This window comes from Nocardia inohanensis NBRC 100128 (genome assembly GCF_001612945.1).
Taxonomy (GTDB): Bacteria; Actinomycetota; Actinomycetes; order Mycobacteriales; family Mycobacteriaceae; genus Nocardia; species Nocardia inohanensis.
Genome location: NZ_BDBK01000004.1, coordinates 251,550 through 267,228 on the forward strand (window position 1 = coordinate 251,550; position 15,679 = coordinate 267,228).

22 protein-coding genes are annotated in these 15,679 nt (G+C 64.6%); 4 read left to right on the plus strand and 18 right to left on the minus strand.

Translation table 11 applies throughout. The features are described from left to right. Nucleotides 1–11 precede the first annotated feature (11 nt). From NI1_RS13085 to NI1_RS13100, 4 genes are all read right to left on the minus strand, one after another. Nucleotides 12–503 carry a YbaB/EbfC family nucleoid-associated protein gene (locus NI1_RS13085; RefSeq protein WP_067819135.1) on the minus strand — a complete coding sequence of 164 codons (492 nt, stop codon included), beginning with the start codon at nucleotides 501–503 and terminating at the stop codon, nucleotides 12–14. Nucleotides 504–510: 7 nt separating this feature from the next. After that, nucleotides 511–834, minus strand: a complete 324-nt coding sequence (locus tag NI1_RS13090) for a hypothetical protein (protein WP_067819137.1) — start codon at nucleotides 832–834, stop codon at nucleotides 511–513. A gap of 80 nt (nucleotides 835–914) precedes the next feature. Next, nucleotides 915–1,703 (minus strand): ESX secretion-associated protein EspG, encoded by a 789-nt coding sequence (locus tag NI1_RS13095; protein ID WP_067819141.1) that lies wholly within the window; start codon nucleotides 1,701–1,703, stop codon nucleotides 915–917. Further along, complete coding sequence (locus NI1_RS13100; RefSeq protein WP_157535098.1) at nucleotides 1,700–3,715, minus strand: WXG100 family type VII secretion target; 2,016 nt, start codon at nucleotides 3,713–3,715, stop codon at nucleotides 1,700–1,702. Before NI1_RS13100 ends, NI1_RS13095 begins: the two co-directional genes overlap by 4 nt. A 144-nt stretch (nucleotides 3,716–3,859) precedes the next feature. Between NI1_RS13100 and dtd the strand changes: the two genes are divergently transcribed. Next, a complete protein-coding gene (gene dtd, locus NI1_RS13105) occupies nucleotides 3,860–4,303 on the plus strand; it encodes a D-aminoacyl-tRNA deacylase (RefSeq protein ID WP_067819147.1) in 444 nt (147 codons plus the stop codon). Between the two features lie 3 nt (nucleotides 4,304–4,306). On the opposite strand, the gene NI1_RS13110 is transcribed toward dtd, so the two are convergent. Next, a complete protein-coding gene (locus NI1_RS13110) occupies nucleotides 4,307–4,723 on the minus strand; it encodes a nuclear transport factor 2 family protein (protein WP_067819151.1) in 417 nt (138 codons plus the stop codon). A gap of 71 nt (nucleotides 4,724–4,794) precedes the next feature. Between NI1_RS13110 and NI1_RS13115 the strand changes: the two genes are divergently transcribed. The 3 genes from NI1_RS13115 (at nucleotide 4,795) to NI1_RS37145 (ending at nucleotide 7,180) form a co-directional block, all read left to right on the plus strand. Next, complete coding sequence (locus tag NI1_RS13115; RefSeq protein ID WP_067819154.1) at nucleotides 4,795–5,709, plus strand: LysR family transcriptional regulator; 915 nt, start codon at nucleotides 4,795–4,797, stop codon at nucleotides 5,707–5,709. A gap of 386 nt (nucleotides 5,710–6,095) precedes the next feature. Further along, a complete protein-coding gene (locus tag NI1_RS13120) occupies nucleotides 6,096–6,989 on the plus strand; it encodes a helix-turn-helix domain-containing protein (RefSeq protein ID WP_067819156.1) in 894 nt (297 codons plus the stop codon). After that, on the plus strand, nucleotides 6,986–7,180 hold the full coding sequence (locus NI1_RS37145) for a DUF397 domain-containing protein (protein WP_084523101.1): 195 nt from the start codon (nucleotides 6,986–6,988) through the stop codon (nucleotides 7,178–7,180). The genes NI1_RS13120 and NI1_RS37145 overlap by 4 nt, the downstream gene beginning before the upstream one ends. On the opposite strand, the gene NI1_RS13125 is transcribed toward NI1_RS37145, so the two are convergent. From NI1_RS13125 to NI1_RS13185, 13 genes are all read right to left on the minus strand, one after another. After that, nucleotides 7,167–7,691, minus strand: a complete 525-nt coding sequence (locus NI1_RS13125; RefSeq protein ID WP_067819159.1) for a YcxB family protein — start codon at nucleotides 7,689–7,691, stop codon at nucleotides 7,167–7,169. The two genes, NI1_RS37145 and NI1_RS13125, sit on opposite strands and share 14 nt — an antisense overlap. Before the next feature lie 155 nt (nucleotides 7,692–7,846). Then, nucleotides 7,847–8,647, minus strand: a complete 801-nt coding sequence (gene map / locus NI1_RS13130; protein WP_067819162.1) for a type I methionyl aminopeptidase — start codon at nucleotides 8,645–8,647, stop codon at nucleotides 7,847–7,849. Then, nucleotides 8,648–9,193 carry an adenylate kinase gene (locus NI1_RS13135; RefSeq protein ID WP_067819165.1) on the minus strand — a complete coding sequence of 182 codons (546 nt, stop codon included), beginning with the start codon at nucleotides 9,191–9,193 and terminating at the stop codon, nucleotides 8,648–8,650. Further along, complete coding sequence (secY, locus tag NI1_RS13140; RefSeq protein WP_067819168.1) at nucleotides 9,190–10,509, minus strand: preprotein translocase subunit SecY; 1,320 nt, start codon at nucleotides 10,507–10,509, stop codon at nucleotides 9,190–9,192. Before secY ends, NI1_RS13135 begins: the two co-directional genes overlap by 4 nt. Nucleotides 10,510–10,662: 153 nt before the next feature. Continuing rightward, on the minus strand, nucleotides 10,663–11,106 hold the full coding sequence (gene rplO, locus NI1_RS13145; protein ID WP_067819171.1) for a 50S ribosomal protein L15: 444 nt from the start codon (nucleotides 11,104–11,106) through the stop codon (nucleotides 10,663–10,665). A gap of 2 nt (nucleotides 11,107–11,108) precedes the next feature. Further along, complete coding sequence (gene rpmD, locus NI1_RS13150) at nucleotides 11,109–11,288, minus strand: 50S ribosomal protein L30 (RefSeq protein WP_067712035.1); 180 nt, start codon at nucleotides 11,286–11,288, stop codon at nucleotides 11,109–11,111. 1 nt (nucleotide 11,289) lies between these two features. Further along, on the minus strand, nucleotides 11,290–11,937 hold the full coding sequence (rpsE, locus tag NI1_RS13155; RefSeq protein ID WP_067819174.1) for a 30S ribosomal protein S5: 648 nt from the start codon (nucleotides 11,935–11,937) through the stop codon (nucleotides 11,290–11,292). Between the two features lie 31 nt (nucleotides 11,938–11,968). Further along, nucleotides 11,969–12,376 (minus strand): 50S ribosomal protein L18, encoded by a 408-nt coding sequence (gene rplR / locus NI1_RS13160; RefSeq protein WP_067819177.1) that lies wholly within the window; start codon nucleotides 12,374–12,376, stop codon nucleotides 11,969–11,971. A gap of 3 nt (nucleotides 12,377–12,379) precedes the next feature. Then, on the minus strand, nucleotides 12,380–12,919 hold the full coding sequence (gene rplF / locus NI1_RS13165) for a 50S ribosomal protein L6 (RefSeq protein WP_067819181.1): 540 nt from the start codon (nucleotides 12,917–12,919) through the stop codon (nucleotides 12,380–12,382). 14 nt (nucleotides 12,920–12,933) lie between these two features. Next, on the minus strand, nucleotides 12,934–13,332 hold the full coding sequence (rpsH, locus tag NI1_RS13170; protein WP_067819183.1) for a 30S ribosomal protein S8: 399 nt from the start codon (nucleotides 13,330–13,332) through the stop codon (nucleotides 12,934–12,936). A 373-nt stretch (nucleotides 13,333–13,705) separates the two neighbouring features. Further along, a complete protein-coding gene (locus NI1_RS13175; RefSeq protein WP_245663197.1) occupies nucleotides 13,706–14,089 on the minus strand; it encodes a hypothetical protein in 384 nt (127 codons plus the stop codon). Beyond that, nucleotides 14,086–15,366 carry a WXG100-like domain-containing protein gene (locus NI1_RS13180; protein ID WP_067819188.1) on the minus strand — a complete coding sequence of 427 codons (1,281 nt, stop codon included), beginning with the start codon at nucleotides 15,364–15,366 and terminating at the stop codon, nucleotides 14,086–14,088. The genes NI1_RS13175 and NI1_RS13180 overlap by 4 nt, the downstream gene beginning before the upstream one ends. Before the next feature lies 1 nt (nucleotide 15,367). Then, nucleotides 15,368–15,667, minus strand: a complete 300-nt coding sequence (locus tag NI1_RS13185) for a WXG100 family type VII secretion target (RefSeq protein ID WP_067819191.1) — start codon at nucleotides 15,665–15,667, stop codon at nucleotides 15,368–15,370. Between the last annotated feature and the right edge of the window lie 12 nt (nucleotides 15,668–15,679).

The window sequence follows — 15,679 nt, forward strand, 5'->3', positions numbered from 1 at the left end:
GCAGCGGTGGCTCACCATCCGGAATCGGTTGCCGTTGTCCGCCCACCCGGCGTCTGCTCGTCCGGCTTCGGATGCGCGGCAGCGCGTTCCGGCGAGTTCGGCGGCGCGGTCGAGACCACCGGCAGCTCCGGCGCGACCAGCTCGCGGCTCAGGTCCGGCATGCCGGGAACCAGATCGGTCAACTTGGGCAGGCGATTACGGTTGCGTGAGACCGGCTCCATCAGCTCCTGGCTGCGCCGCGCCACCTCCGCGGATGCCTGCTGCGCCGCCTCGGTGACCGCCTTGGCGATCTCGTGATAGTCGAGATCCTCGATGCCGGAACCGAATCGGGTCTCGATGACCGTGCCGTCGGCGTTCACGGTCACCGTGACCCGCTTGCCCCGCACGGTCGCGGACGCCGTCAACGCGGCCCGCTCCCGCTGCAACTTGGTGATGGTGCTCATCTGATCCCGGAAATCGTCCAGGATCGCGGAGAGGTCGGCCTTCGCGCGCTCGTTGGTCATGACGGCATCACTCGAAGGTTTCGCGGTTGCCGTCTTCCATCCGCTGCAACTTCGCGGCGGAATCCGACTGGCCCTTCGAGAAATTGCCGAAGGTGCCGGCCATATTGCCGCCGCCTTCGAGCATGTTCTTGCGGCTGGCGATATACCCCTGGTCGCCGCCGGCGAACCCGTTGCCGAGCGAATCGTCACCCCACGGCGCCCCCCGGCTCGCGGTGCTGGATTCGAGCGTGTCGATGATTCGCTCGATATTGTCCCGCACCTTCCCCGTCTTCTGGGAAGCCTTGGTCAGCAGATCTATGTAGGACTCCAGTCGACCGCCGCTGCCGCTCATGGAGATGACCTTGGCAGGCTCCGGCAACCGATTAGTTGCCGGAACCTTAACGGCGAGTGCCGATCACCGCGAAGCGCGGCTCAGTACTCGTCCTCGCCGCGCGCCTCCATATGCCGGCGCACCTTCTCGACGCGCTCCTCGATACGGCGGGTGAGCCGGTCGGAACCGATACCGACGGCCTTCAATTCGGGCTCGCCCAACTCGATGAGGTAGCGGCCGTCGTCGGCGACATCGCGCCACAGCATGGTGGTTTCCATCACGCCCCGGGGGCCGTACTTCGAACGGCTCTGCAATACCCGGATGGTGCCGGTCCAGTCGGCCCGGCGGCTCAGGAACGCGAGGCTGGTCGCCTCGACGGTGTCATCGAAGGAGTCGAAAGCCATTGAGCGGGAACCGTATCGGGGCTCCCGCGGCGGCTGTTCGGTCACGATCGGCACCACCGGGCCGCGCCCCGGCTCGGCGGCCGGCAGCTCGGCCACAATCAGGCGCGGCAGTTCCTCCGGATCACACTCGGTGATGGTGAAACCGCCGCTGTGATAGATGGTTTCGCCCGGCTTCTGCGTGATCATGCAGGCACGCCGGTCGCGCAGCGCGCCGTGCACGCGAATCCGCTTCTCCGGATTGGTCATATCGTCGTCACACCAGGTGTGCGACACGATGATCACCTCCGGGCGATGGATGGTGTCGAACAGCGTGGCGACGCTCGGCCCGAGCCGATCCCGCAGCAGCTCATCGGTTTCGGCGAGCTGACGGTCGTACTCGGCACTGTCGTCGGTGCGGCAGGTGTACATGAGCGGGGTGGGCATCCACCCCTCCACGTAGCGATTGGTCAGCACCCGGAATTCGAGGTCGGTGAACTCCCATTTCACGCCTCTATCACCGACTTCGGATCGGTCTCGAGACCCATACCGCGGAAGAAGTCGACATCGAGGATGACCGAACCCGGATCCGTGGCGGGCACGGTGGGGGCCGGTTCCGCGGGTGCGGGAGCCGACGGAGCCGGTGCGGGGCTGCCGCCGGGTGCGGCGGACACACCGGGCCCTTGCGACGGTTCCTCGGTGGCCGCGCCGGCGCGCGGGACCAGATTGGTGTGGCCCTCGGTGCCGGCGGCGGACGCGGCGGAGGCTCCGGCGGACGCGCCCGAAGACTCCACCGGTACCGCGGTCGCACCGGTCGTGGTGCCCGTGGTGGTGCCGACGCCGAGCACCTCGGCCAGTGCGGCAACCTTGTCCGGTGAGTTCTGGATGGTCGAGATCGCCTTGGTGACTTGATCTTCGGAGACGCCGAGCAGGGAGGCCAGACCGCTGGTGTCGTTCGACTGGAAGAGCTTCTGGAACTCCTCGAGGATGGTCGGCAGCTGTTGCAGGGCGGTCGTGCCGGAGGAGACCAGGGTGCTCAGCAGCGAGGCGACCTGCGAGAGCTCGCTGGAGCCGCTCGAACCGGTACTGCCGGTAGAGGTCTTGCCCACGCTGGTTCCGGAGGCGTCGCGGCCCACCGTGCTGGTGCCGCCGGTGCCCGTGGAGCCCTTGCCGGTGTTGTCGCGGCCGACGGTACTGGTGTCGCCGGAGGTACCCGTAGTGGTCGGCATGGTCGGATAGCTGGGCGTCTGGCCGCTGCCCTGGCTGCCGCCACCTCCGCCCTGGCTGCCGCCGCCTACGCCTTGGCTGCCGCCGTTCACGTGCTGGCTACCGCCGCCGGCACCCTGGCTGCCGCTACCCGCGGCGTGACTGCCGCCGCCTCCGCCACTCTGGTGGCCTCCGCCGCCGCCCTGACTGCCTTGGCCCTGATTCCCGTGATTGCCCTGCCCTTGATCGCCCTGGTCGTCGGTCTTGGGCTTCTCCTCGGTCTTGGGCTTCTCCTCGGTCTTCGGCTTCTCTTCTTCCTTCGGCTTCTGCACCGGAGTATCAACCGTTTTCGGGCACGGCACGATCGGCATCGCGGCCTCGGTGTCCTTGCCCGGGGTCAGATAGGTGTGCTCGTAGTGGTTCCGATAGGAGTCCACGCCCTGCTCCATGCACCCCGGCTCACCCGGGCTGTCGGGCATGTAGTCCTTGGTGACCTTCATCCAATGGGCGGTGTAGTCGAGCAGCTCACCCATCTCGTTCATGGTGTCGATCAACGGCTTCAGATCGTTCGCGTAACCGATCACCGCCTGCTGCGCCGCGGACGCGCCGACGCCTCGCCAGCCATTGCTGAGGCCCTGGATCGTATTGGTGAAGTCGCTGACCTTGCCGTCCACCTTGCCGGCCAGGTTCGTCCACAGATCCGACGCGGCGACGAACGGACCGGGGTTCAGCGCCTGCCCGAGCTGATAGAGGTCGGGCATCGTCATCTTGTCCTTGGGCCGCCAGATGATGCTGGTGGCCTCCTTGGACTTGCCCTTGTCGTCCTTCCACTTCTTCAGCGTGCTCGGGAAAGACAGCCCCACCGCGTCTTTCGCATCGCGATGCCCGGGCCCCGCCCCGATATCGGCCGAACCCTCCGGGACCTTGAACGACCCCAGCCCTTCCTTGATCTTGTTCAGCGGCACGAACTCGTCCCGCGACATCTCTTCACTGTGCTTGTACGCCTGCCCCGCCAAGCGGAAGGTCTCCAGCATGTCGGTGACGATGTCGATATGCGTCTCGAACGCGTTCACCAATTCGAGGCCGCGGCGATTGAGCTTGGCCGCCATCGCCTCACCATCGGAGAGACTGCCGATCTTGGGCAGATTGGTCAGCTCCGGATCGGCCGCGTCCCGGTACCCGCGCAGCAGACGGATCAAATCCGAGCAGGCCGACATGGCCTTCTGCGCCGTACTCGGATCGAACTCCAGCGTCTGCGCTTCAGCCTGCTGCCTGAGCCCCGCCCAAGCCGTGTGATCTTTGTTCTGAGGTGCCATCGGTAACCAAATCGCTCCGCGTCGGGTTCAGTTGTGCCTGCCAGCACAGCGTACTTTCATGAACTCGCGATGGCGCACAAAGAAATTGGGGGTTGCGCCCACCCCCGGCCCATGCGTGCCCCCGCCCGCTGCCAAGATCGATGGGTGCGAGTACTGGTCCAGCGCGTAAGTTCCGCCCAGGTCACCGTCGACGACGAGGTGGTCGGCCGCATCGACCCGGCCGCCTGCGGCGCGCCGCACGGCCTGGTCGCCTTGGTCGGCGTCACCCACACCGACACCGAGGCCACCGCGAAGGCCCTCGCCGACAAACTCTTCCGGCTGCGCATTCTCGACGGCGAGCGCTCCGCGGCCGATCTGAACGCACCCGTACTGGTGATCAGCCAGTTCACCCTCTACGCCGACACCGCCAAAGGGCGTCGGCCGTCTTGGAACAATGCCGCGCCGGGCGTGGTGGCCGAACCGCTGGTCGACGCCTTCGCCGCCGCCCTGCGCGAACTCGGGGCGACCGTGGCGACCGGGAAGTTCGGAGCGCATATGAAGGTGGAGCTGGTCAACGACGGGCCGGTCACCATCTTGCTGGAGGGCTGAGCCTCAGGCGGGGAGGGGGATCGGCTTGAGGACGCGCTCTACCAGGGCGGTGTCGCAGTGTTCGATGACCTCGGTGATGCGGCCGGCGGCGAGGGTGAAGATGAAGCAGTAGGTCTGGTTGTAGGGGTCGCCGTCCACGGTCGTGCCGTTGCCCTGGGCTTGGACGACGACGCGGTCCTCGTCGGCCAGGATCAGGTCGGCGTGGATGCGGTAGCCGCCGTCGAATTGGGCCATGAGCGGGCCCAGGAGTTGGTGCAGGACGGTGGGTTTCAGTTCCCAGGTGCCGGACCAGGACCAGTTGCCGGCGAAGGTCCAGCGGACGTCTTCGGACATGGCCGCCGGGAGGGCGGCGCCGCGGCCCACCGCCAGTTCGTCGAAGACGGCGCGGATCAAGGTCTTGTTCTGCTGTGCGATGCTCATGCTTGCGAAATTACGGTGGCGGGAGGCATGCGACCAGCGCGAGTCTCGCATGGGTGGTATGACGTATTCGCATGGGAGAGTTCACGGTGTCCGGCCTGCGGGTGGTGCGGGAAGCGGCACGGACCGGGTCGTTCTCGCGGGCGGCGGAGCGGTTGGATTACACGCAGTCGGCGGTGTCGCGGCAGATCACTTTGATGGAGCAGGCGGCGGGCAAGGCGTTGTTCGAGCGGTTGCCGCGCGGGGTGAAGCCGACCGAGGCCGGGTTGATCGTGCTGCGGCACGCGGATTCGGTGCTGGACGCGCTCGACAACGCGCGGGATGAGCTGCGCGAGTTGAAGCGGCCACCGGCACGGTTGCGCATCGGCGCGTTCCCCACCGCCACCGCCGCACTGGTGCCCCGCGCCATGGCGGTTGCGGCACAACAGCATCCGGAGCTGCGGGTGCGACTGCGGGAAGGCACCAGCCCGACCCTGCTCAACGGTCTCGTCCGGCGGCGGGTCGATCTCGCCGTGGTTTCGCGGCCCGAGCATTTGCCGGACGGTGTGGAAACCACTCCCCTGCTGGAGGATTCGCTTTACGTCGCCGTCGCGGCGAACCATCCACTCGCCGGTCGCGGGAGCGTGCCCGTCGGGCTGCTGCGCAGAGAACGCTGGATCACCGGCAGCGAGGAACCCGGATCCGGGCTGCTCGGCGTCTGGAGCGAGGCGGCCTGGCGTCCGGTCATCGGCCATGTCGCCCGCGATTGGATCACCAAACTCGGCCTGGTCGCCGCCGGATTGGGCGTGACGGTGGTGCCGGGGCTGTCGGTAACCGCTTTGCCCGCAACCGTTTCCATTCTCCGAGTCCAGGGTTCGGCCGCCTTCCGGCCGATCGCCCTGGCCTACCGCAGCGACGGCGATATCGACGGCCGGCATCCTTTCGCCATCGCCCTGCGTGATGCCGCCGCCGCGCTCTCCGCCGAAGTTCATCGGCGACTGCGCGATTGAGCGGCGGTCCGATCCAGGCGGTGGCGGCCGCGCACGATTTTCGAATTCTGTTTTGGAACAGCAGTTTTGATGTAGGGATAACTCTCGGGGACATGCCGGTCTCGCATCGCGCGAAGATCCTCGACCACTGCGGTCACGGTCACGGTGCAGCCTACGATGAACATCACTGCCAGAACCCATGCTTCCCAAGGCATTACGACACTCCTTCGGAGTAATCAGAATTATTGCCGGGCGGTTGGTTTCAGCAATGCGGCCGCGTGCTGTGCATCTAGTAGACAACGGGAATTTTGAAAAAGCGCTCTCGAGGGGAGATCTCACGGGAATATGCTGGAGTCTCGAATCGCACCGACTTAAACTGAGACAACCCGAATAGCGAGGCTAACGAAATGAGTAGCGTTTCGCGTAGGGCATTTGGCAAGTTTCTTCGCGCAATTAGGACCGAGGCCGGAAAGACACTGCTGACGGCGGGGCTGCACATCGAGACTTCGAAGCACACGGTGGCACGCCTGGAGGACGGTATCCCCACCAAGATCGTAACCGCTCAGATCGAACAGCTATTGGATCTCTACGCCGTCTCGCCGGAGGTCCGGGCAGAAGCGTTGCAGCTCTGGGGCGAAGTGCGCGAGCAAGCGAAAACCGATCGGCTGCTGGGTAATTCGAAGGGCTACTGGCAAGGCTACGCGGACCAGTTCGAGTCCCACTTTCCGCATTACCTGCGATTGGAGAACACTGCCGATCGGGTGAGCACCCACCAGCTCGTCATCGTTCCGGGACTTCTTCAAACGACCGACTACAAGCGAGCGATCGTTCGCATCGACGAGCCCGAGCTGTCGCGGGTGAACCTGGAGCGTCGGATCGAAGTCATCGTTCGCAGGCAGCAGCGACTGAACGAGGCGGACTTCTTCCTCACCGCTTGGCTGTCGGAGGCGACGTTGCGGAACCAGCCGGGCGATGCCACGGTCATGGCTGATCAGATGCGGTGGCTCGCCGAGGTCGGGCAACGACCCAATGTCTGTGTCCGCGTGATCCCGTTCAGCGCAAAACCGCACCGCGGCTTGACGATTCAATCATTCACCTTGCTGGAGTTCCCCGTACAAGAGCGCGGGTTCGTCGAGCCCTCCGTGGTGTACCTCGAAGGAGCGCACGGTGCGCTCTACCACGAGCGCGCCGACATCCTGACAAAATACCGGGACGCGATTACCGCGCTGGAAGCGGTAGCGTTAAGCGAAGAAGACACCCGAGACATGGTTTCGAGAGTTGCTAAGGAGTACTCGGCGTGAGCGACCAACCACACGGACAGTCCTGGTTCAAGTCAAGTCGATCCGAGGGATCCAAGGCGTGCGTCGAAGTGTGTTTCGCGGATGGAACCGTGGGCGTGCGCGATTCGAAGAACCCTGGCGGACCTGAACTATGGTTCGCGGGCGAGGCGTGGGATTCCTTCCTCGCCCGCGAAATCCTCAGCGGGGACTGAGTTCTCGTCCCATGGCGGCGAGCGCTTCGGCGGTGAAGATTTCTCGCGGCAGGGCGAGTCCCTTGAGCGTTCCGTAGCGGACGTACACCACGTCGCCGAGGTCGATCAGTTCGTCGATCTCGGTGTACGACAGGTGCGTGGTGCCGGTGTCGAGAATGAAATCGACCGAATCCTGTTGGTAGCGGGCCGATATGGTGCGGCCCGCGGCGGCATACGCGGTGATCTGCTTGGGCGGGCGCACTACACGCAGCGCGGTGACGAGCGCGAAGAGCACGACCGTCACCAGCAGCAGGCCGAAGTAGATGCCGGCGATGCCGGCCAGGCCGGAGCCGGACTTGCTGGTGTTGCCGATGACGTCGATGATGTGCTGGAACATCAGGATCAACGGCACGATCAGCACGAAACCCCAGGTCAATGGGGAGCGCAGCATCATGGGCAGGGTCGCACGGCTCAGGCGGCGGCCCAGGTCGGGCGTGGCGACGACGGATGTTTCGATCGGCGAATGCAACAACGGATTTCCCCCCAGAAAGACAACGACCGTTTCGCCGGAACCCTAACCGATACCGGCGCATCCGGCGAATCGAAAAAGGCCGCCGGATCGACACCGGAAACGCCGAACGCCGCACCCGCCGGAGAGGCGGGCGCGGCGTCGAGCGAAACGGGTGACTACTCCGGGCGGAGCGTCAGGATGCGCGGGCCGTCCTCGGTGACGGCGACCGTGTGCTCCCAGTGGGCGGCGCGGGAACCGTCGGTGGTGACGACGGTCCAATCGTCTTCCAGGGTTTCGGTTTCCGTGGTGCCGAGGGTGAGCATCGGCTCGATGGCCAGCACCGAACCGACCATCAGCTGCGGGCCCTTGCCGGGCTTGCCCTCGTTCGGCAGGAACGGATCCATATGCATCTCGCGGCCGATGGCGTGGCCACCGTAACCGTCGACGATGCCGTAATGGCGGCCGTGCTCGGCTTCGGCGGCGCGAGTACCGAGTTCGATGGCGTGCGAGACATCGGTCAGGCGATTGCCGGGAAGCATGGCGGCGATGCCCGCCTCCATCGACAGGCGAGTCGCCTCCGACAGCAGGCGATCGGCCTCGATGATATTGCCGACGCCGAAGGTCCAGGCCGAATCACCGTGCCAGCCGTCGAGAATCGCACCGCAGTCGATCGACACCAGGTCGCCCTCGGTGAGGATGTCGTCCTTGGACGGGATGCCATGGACGACACGGTCGTTCACCGACGAGCAGATGGAGCCGGGGAAACCGTGGTAGCCGAGGAAGGACGGGATGGCCCCGGCCTCACGGATGACCTGTTCGGCGACCTCGTCCAGCTCCAGGGTGGAGACGCCGGGCTTGGCGGCGGCACGAACCGCCACCAGCGCACGCCCGACCACGGCACCGGCCGCCGCCATGGCGTCCAGTTCACCGGAGGTGCGGAAAGGCACCACCTTTTTCTGCTTACGGCCGAAGACCATTCAGCGACCCAGCGCCTTCAGCGCACGCGCGTTCACGTCTTCGATCTCGCCGACGCCCTCGACCGTGACGACCAGGCCGTCATAGTGCTCGAGCAGCGGCTCGGTCTCCTCGCGGTAGACGCGCATGCGGTTACGGATGGTCTCCTCGGTGTCGTCGGCGCGGCCGCGAGCCAGCATGCGGCCCACCACCACGTCCTCCTCGACGACGAAGCACAGCACGGCGTCGAGCTCGTGGCCCGACTCCTTGAGCATCTTCTCCAGCGCCACCGCCTGATCGACGGTGCGGGGGTAGCCATCGAGCACGAAGCCGTTGGTGGCGTCGGGCTCGGCGATACGGGACTCGACCATCCGGTTGGTCACATCGCTGGGGACCAGGTCACCGGCGTCGATGTACTTCTGAGCCTCACGGCCGAGCAGTGTCTGCTGACCGATGTTCGCCCGAAACAGGTCGCCCGTCGAGATGTGCGGAACACCAAGCTTTTCCGACAGCAGCACGGCCTGGGTGCCCTTGCCGGCACCGGGCGGTCCGAGCAGAACAACTCTCACTTCAGGAACCCTTCGTAGTTTCGGTTCATCAACTGGCTCTCGATCTGCTTGACCGTATCGAGGCCGACGCTCACCATGATCAGCACCGCGGTACCGCCGAACGGCAAGTTCTGCACGCCACCCGCATTGCCCATATTGAGGAACAGGTTCGGGAGCACGGCCACCGCACCGAGGTACAGCGAGCCCGGCAGAGTGATCCGGCTGAGCACGTAGTTCAGGTAGTCGGCGGTCGGCTTACCGGGGCGATACCCCGGGATGAAGCCACCGAACTTCTTCATCTCGTCCGCGCGCTCTTCGGGATTGAAGGTGATCGCGACATAGAAGTAGGTGAAGAAGACGATCAAGGCGAAGTAGACCGAGACGTACACCCAGTTGGTCGGATTGACCAGGTACTTGGAGATGAACTCCTGCCAGGCGGCGGGGTCGCCCGTGCTCTTCTGGGTCAACTGCGCCAACAGGTTCGGCAGATAGAGCAGCGAGGACGCGAAGATCACCGGGATGACGCCGGCCTGGTTCACCTTCAGCGGTAGGTAGGTCGAGGAACCGCCGTACATCTTGCGGCCGACCACGCGCTTGGCGTACTGCACCGGGATCCGGCGCTGACCCTGCTCGACGAAGATCACCGCGACGATCACCGCGAGGGCCGCGACCAGCACCAGGGTGAAGGTCAGGTGGCTCTTGGTATCCCAGATCATCTTGCCCTCGGACGGGATACGCGCCGCGATGCCCGCGAAGATCAGCAGCGACATGCCGTTGCCGATACCGCGCTCGGTGATCTGCTCACCGAACCACATGACCAGGGCCGCACCGGCGGTCATCACCAGCACGATGATGATCATCCCGAAGACCGAGTTGTCGGACAGAATGTCCTTCTGGCACCCGCGCAGCAGCTGACCGCGCGCAGCGAGCGCCACCAGGCCCGTCGCCTGCAAGATCGCCAGCGCGACCGACAGATAACGGGTGTACTGGGTCATTTTGGCCTGACCCGCCTGGCCTTCCTTGCGCAGTTCCTCGAACCGCGGAATCACGACGGTCAGCAGCTGGATGATGATGCTCGCGGTGATGTACGGCATGATGCCGATCGCGAACACCGAAAGTTGCAGCAGCGCACCGCCGGAGAAAAGATTGATGAGCTGGTAGATACCGGCGGAATCACCGCCGTTGACCAGCTTGACGCAGTCCTGGACAGCTTTGTAATCCACGCCCGGGGACGGCAGGGAAGCACCGAGCCGGTACAGCGCGATGAGCCCCAGCGTGAAGAGAATCTTCCGCCGTAAGTCCGGGGTCCGGAAAGCCGACACGAAGGCGGAAAGCACAGATCCTCCTGGCGAACGACATGGGTCAGGCCATGGATGAATCGGGAAAAAGCCCGAAAACCATGACGGTGTTGGCAGACAACACTTGAACTTTAACAGCGACACCGGGCGAGCTCGCGACTCGCCCGGTGCCTCCGTGTATTCAGGTTACCGTCAGGCCAGTTCGGTGGCGGTGCCACCGGCCGCGGTGATCTTCTCCTTGGCGGAGCCGGAGAACTTGTCCGCCGAGACCTGAACGGCCACAGCGATTTCGCCCTCCGCGAGCACCTTCACGAGCTCGTTCTTGCGCACGAGACCCTTGGCGACCAGTTCGGCCTTGCCAACGGTGCCGCCTTCGGGGAACACCCGGGCGATATCGCCCACGTTCACGACCTGGTACTCGGTGCGGAACGGGTTGGTGAAGCCCTTGAGCTTGGGCAGACGCATGTGAATCGGCATCTGACCGCCCTCGAAGCGGACCGGGACGTTCTTGCGAGCCTTCGTACCCTTGGTACCGCGGCCCGCGGTCTTGCCCTTGGAGCCTTCACCGCGACCCACACGGGTCTTCTCGGTCTTGGCGCCGACGGCAGGACGCAGGTGATGCAACTTGATGGTCATGCTTAGACCTCCTCAACGACTACGAGGTGGCGCACGACGTTGATCAGGCCGCGGTTCTGCGCGTTGTCCGCACGCACCACGGTCTGGCGGATGCCACGCAGCCCGAGGGTGCGCAGGGATTCCCGCTGATTCGCCTTGGCGCCGATGCTGGACTTGACCTGGGTAACTTTCAGATCTGCCATGTCAGACTCCCTGTCCCGCGCGTGCACGCAGCATGCCGGCCGGAGCCACGTCCTCGATCGGCAGACCGCGGCGCGCGGCAACCTCTTCGGGACGCTGCAGCATCTTCAGAGCCGCAACGGTGGCGTGCACGACGTTGATGGCGTTGTCGCTACCGAGCGACTTGGCCAGAATGTCGTGGATGCCGGCGCATTCCAGCACGGCACGCGCCGCGCCACCGGCGATCACACCGGTACCGGGCGAAGCCGGACGCAGCATGACGACACCGGCCGCCGCCTCACCCTGAACGGGGTGAGTGATGGTGGAGCCGATCATCGGAACGCGGAAGAAGCTCTTGCGAGCCTCCTCGACACCCTTCTGGATGGCCGCGGGAACTTCCTTGGCCTTGCCGTAGCCGACGCCGACCAGACCGTTGCCGTCACCGACGATCACGAGGGCGGTGAAGCTGAAGCGACGACCACCCTTCACGACCTTGGAGACGCGGTTGATCGCGACTACGCGCTCGAGCTGGTTCTTCTCGGCGGCATTGTCCCGGCGATTGTCGTCGCGACGGCCGCGACCGCCACCACGCTGATCGCGGTCATTGCCACCGGTGCTGTTCTGGCCGGCGGGACCGTTGTTTCCGCCGTCACGCCGCTGACGTCCCGGCATCAGACGTTCCCTTCGTTCGCAGTGTTGATCATCAGAACTTCAGCCCACCTTCACGGGCGGCATCGGCGAGGGCCGCGATACGGCCGTGGTAGTCGTGACCACCACGGTCGAACACGACCGCCTCGACGCCGGCAGCCTTGGCGCGGGCGGCGATGAGCTCGCCGACCTTGGCGCCCTTGGCGGACTTGTCACCCTCGAAAGCACGGACATCGGCTTCGATGGACGAAGCGGCGGCAATGGTCTTGCCGATGCTGTCGTCGATCAGCTGAGCGTGCAGGTGACGAGCCGAGCGGTTCACGACGAGGCGCGGACGCTCAGTGGTTCCGACGACCTTCTTCCGCAGACGGAAGTGGCGACGCGTCTTGGACAGGCGACGCGCGGTCGAAGCGTCCTTGCCGATCGGCAGGCGCTTGGCCTTCTGGTTCTCAGTACGTGCCATGGCTTACTTACCCGTCTTTCCGACCTTGCGGCGAACGACCTCGCCGGCGTAGCGGATGCCCTTGCCCTTGTACGGGTCGGGCTTGCGCAGGCCGTGGATCACCGCTGCGATCTGGCCGACCTTCTGCTTGTCGATGCCGGACACCGAGAACTTGGTGGGCGATTCCACCGCGAAGGTGATGCCCTCCGGGGCGTCGACCGGGACCGGGTGGCTGTAGCCGAGGGCGAACTCGAGGTTCGAGCCCTTGGCCTGCACGCGGTAACCGACGCCGAAGATTTCCATCTTCTTCTCGTAGCCCTTGGTGACGCCCTCGATCATGTTGCTGATCAGGGTGCGGGTCAGGCCGTGCAGCGAGCGGTTCTGACGCTCGTCGTTCGGACGAACGACCTCGAGTTCACCGGACTCCGAGCGGGCGACGGTGATCGGCTCGGCGACAACGTGGGACAGGGTTCCCTTGGAACCCTTGACCGTCACGCTCTGGCCGTCGATGGTCACCTCGACGCCGGCGGGAACCGGGATCGGCTTCTTACCGATACGCGACATTGTTCCTACCTCCCTTACCAGACGTAGGCGAGGACTTCCCCGCCTACACCCTGCTGCTTGGCCTGACGGTCAGTGAGCAGACCGGAGGACGTGGAGATGATCGCCACGCCCAGGCCGCCAAGCACCTTGGGCAGGTTGGTGGACTTCGCGTAAACCCGCAGACCCGGCTTCGACACGCGGCGCACACCCTGGAGGGAGCGCTCACGGGACGGGCCGTACTTGAGGTCGACGATCAGGGTCTTGCCGACGGTCGCATCTTCGGTGCGGAAGTCGGAGATGTAGCCCTCACGCTTCAGGATCTCGGCGATGTTCACCTTGATCTTGGAGTGGGGAGCCTTCACCTGATCGTGGTACGCCGAGTTGGCGTTGCGCAGACGGGTCAAGAAGTCTGCGATCGGATCAGTCATGGTCATGTTTGACCGTTACCTTTCTCGCCGCGGTTCCCATACAGCACCGTCAATACATTCGGCGGCAGTGGGCCTACGACAATTCGGGGCGGTCCAGCCGGGAGTGCCCGACCGGATCATTCGCTTCGCGCCTGGAGCACGCCAACAGGGAGACCTGTGGACATAGTTGTGCCCAAGCAACCGGTCTAGTGTAGACAAGGGCTTTGAGCTCGCCAAATCGGGGTAAGCAGGGTCCCTCGGATGTGACGCACGCTACCCGTGCAGGTACGGGTCATCCGCCCAGGGATCCCCGTACTTCTCATACGGATCCCCCAACTCACCCAACCTCCCCAACCTCCGCCGCCCGGCGTCGGTGATCGCGGCCCGGAACAACCGATCGTCAACCTCTGTACGCGACAACGAACCTCGGATCGACTGAACTCGAGATCAGCACTTTGCCCCAGTCGCCCTGCACGGAATAGACACCGTCCGTGCCAGTGAGCGAATCGATATTGCCGAGATCCTCGGTGCCGGTCGCGTCCTTGTACTTCTGGTAAGACCGGTCTACCCAATCGACTGCGGTCACCTCGGAAAATACCAAGGCCCCGTCGGCGTAGCAGTACTGTTCGCCGATGGCAGGATCGTGGTAGTGCGGATGATCCGGTGTCAGCACGGCTTCGAGCACAAACTTGAACTCGCCGGGTTCCTCGACGATATCCATTACGTAGCTGTCTTCGAGATATATCCCGGCAAGACTTGGATAGTCGGTGTAGTTGCGCGTCACGGCAAATCCCAATCTATTGGTGTGTGATTGTCGGGGCTCTTGCGAGTAACAGGATTGCCATGGGGGTCCGTCCGCTGTCCGGTCCCGTCACGGATCTCAACATGCGGATCCGCGCTGCCAGGCGCTCGCCCGCTCCCCTTCTTGATGGTGACCCGCACGATCCCGTTCTCGTCGGTGTATTTGATGGGGCCGTTCTCAGTCTGCGACCTGACCCAGCCTTGCCGCTGTGCGAAGTCCTCGAGCTCACTTGCCTTCGGCGTTCTGCCTTGGAAAAGATCCTCCAATTTTCCCGACTTAGCCGCCCGAGCACTGCCAAGCTTGCCGCGCAACCGCTCGAACAGGTCCTTGACCTTTTGTCGACCGTTGGCGAGAGCGGATTTTGCGTCACCGGCGATGCCTTTGAGCTGCGCGAGCTTTCGACTCTTCCAGAGCTTGACGGCCTCCTTGATCTTGCCTGCCCACTTTTTCAGAGTGGCAACGCTTTTCACGGCAGTTACGGCACCCGCACCGAAGCTGACCGCAGTGGCGACGATGATGATCGCGGTGTCGATGGCCAGCTCTTCGGCTAGGTCGGACAGGAAGCCTTTGATCTCGTCGCGGAGTTCAGCGAGGGCGTCTCGGTAGTCGGTGCAGGACTTGGCTATGGCCTTACAGGAGTCCAGGAGTTGGGCTATGGAGTCTTCCAGGGACTTCAGGTCTTGGCGGGCTTGGATCGCGTCGGGGGCAGTCATGTTGTCGAACAGGCCGGCGGCGATGGTGATTTTGTCTTTGGCGTTGGTGTTTTGGTAGATGGTGCCGAGGCGGTCCCACGCGTCGGCGGCTTTGGCGAGTTTGTCGGTGTTGCCGTCGGGGACGGGGACGCCGATTTCGCTGAGTAGGCCGATGCTTTCGTCGATGATTCCCTTGCCGCTGCCGCCCGCCGAAGCGGGAACTGAGAAGGGGCCGAAGACCGGGGTGCCGCGGTCTGCGGGGCGGGTCGGTTGGGGGGTGCCTTGCAGGGTCGAGTCGGCTTGAGCGTGGTTGAAGCCGAGGTCGTTGAGGGCGCTGCCGTAGGCATTGAGGGTGGAGTGGACTTCGGCGAAGAAGGACACCATTTGGTAGGCGGAGGTGTCGTAGGAGGTGGCCCAGGCTTTGCCGTCTTCGTCGACACCCGCCATTGCGCCACAGCTGGAGAGCTCGCGGAATACGTACAGGAAGCTGTCGCGCAGCGCCTCGGCTGCGTCGAAACAGTTGGTGGCGGCCTGGTAGTAGCCCTTCGGGTCGACGTCCAACGGCATGTCAGACGCCCAGGATTCGCAGGTTCGCGGCTACCGCGCCGGTGTATGCCTGGTGGGCGGTTTTCACCGACGCTTGAACCGCGGTGAGTCCTTCTTGCACGTCGGTGGCACCGGTGTGCCATTTCGCGTGCGCCTCGGCGTAGGCGGCGGCTGCGCCACCGCTCCAAGTCGCGCCGACTTCCTTGGCTTTCTGATCAATGGCCGTGAGTTGGTCGGCGATGAATCCGGCGAGACCGCCGATGCGGGCGGCCAGGTTGTCGAGTTTTTCGAGGTCGACCGAGTAGGCCGAGGCGTCTTCCATCGGATTCCCCTG

Bases quoted from the DNA above. Each gene is read 5' to 3' on its own strand.
- NI1_RS13085 (WP_067819135.1), bottom strand. From the start codon at position 503: ATGACCAACGAGCGCGCGAAGGCCGACCTCTCCGCGATCCTGGACGAT.
- NI1_RS13090 (WP_067819137.1), bottom strand. From the start codon at position 834: ATGAGCGGCAGCGGCGGTCGACTGGAGTCCTACATAGATCTGCTGACC.
- NI1_RS13100 (WP_157535098.1), bottom strand. From the start codon at position 3,715: ATGGCACCTCAGAACAAAGATCACACGGCTTGGGCGGGGCTCAGGCAG.
- NI1_RS13110 (WP_067819151.1), bottom strand. From the start codon at position 4,723: ATGAGCATCGCACAGCAGAACAAGACCTTGATCCGCGCCGTCTTCGAC.
- NI1_RS13115 (WP_067819154.1), top strand. From the start codon at position 4,795: ATGGGAGAGTTCACGGTGTCCGGCCTGCGGGTGGTGCGGGAAGCGGCA.
- NI1_RS13120 (WP_067819156.1), top strand. From the start codon at position 6,096: ATGAGTAGCGTTTCGCGTAGGGCATTTGGCAAGTTTCTTCGCGCAATT.
- map (WP_067819162.1), bottom strand. From the start codon at position 8,647: ATGGTCTTCGGCCGTAAGCAGAAAAAGGTGGTGCCTTTCCGCACCTCC.
- rplO (WP_067819171.1), bottom strand. From the start codon at position 11,106: ATGACCATCAAGTTGCATCACCTGCGTCCTGCCGTCGGCGCCAAGACC.
- rpmD (WP_067712035.1), bottom strand. From the start codon at position 11,288: ATGGCAGATCTGAAAGTTACCCAGGTCAAGTCCAGCATCGGCGCCAAG.
- rpsE (WP_067819174.1), bottom strand. From the start codon at position 11,937: ATGCCGGGACGTCAGCGGCGTGACGGCGGAAACAACGGTCCCGCCGGC.
- rplR (WP_067819177.1), bottom strand. From the start codon at position 12,376: ATGGCACGTACTGAGAACCAGAAGGCCAAGCGCCTGCCGATCGGCAAG.
- rplF (WP_067819181.1), bottom strand. From the start codon at position 12,919: ATGTCGCGTATCGGTAAGAAGCCGATCCCGGTTCCCGCCGGCGTCGAG.
- rpsH (WP_067819183.1), bottom strand. From the start codon at position 13,332: ATGACCATGACTGATCCGATCGCAGACTTCTTGACCCGTCTGCGCAAC.
- NI1_RS13180 (WP_067819188.1), bottom strand. From the start codon at position 15,366: ATGCCGTTGGACGTCGACCCGAAGGGCTACTACCAGGCCGCCACCAAC.
- NI1_RS13185 (WP_067819191.1), bottom strand. From the start codon at position 15,667: ATGGAAGACGCCTCGGCCTACTCGGTCGACCTCGAAAAACTCGACAAC.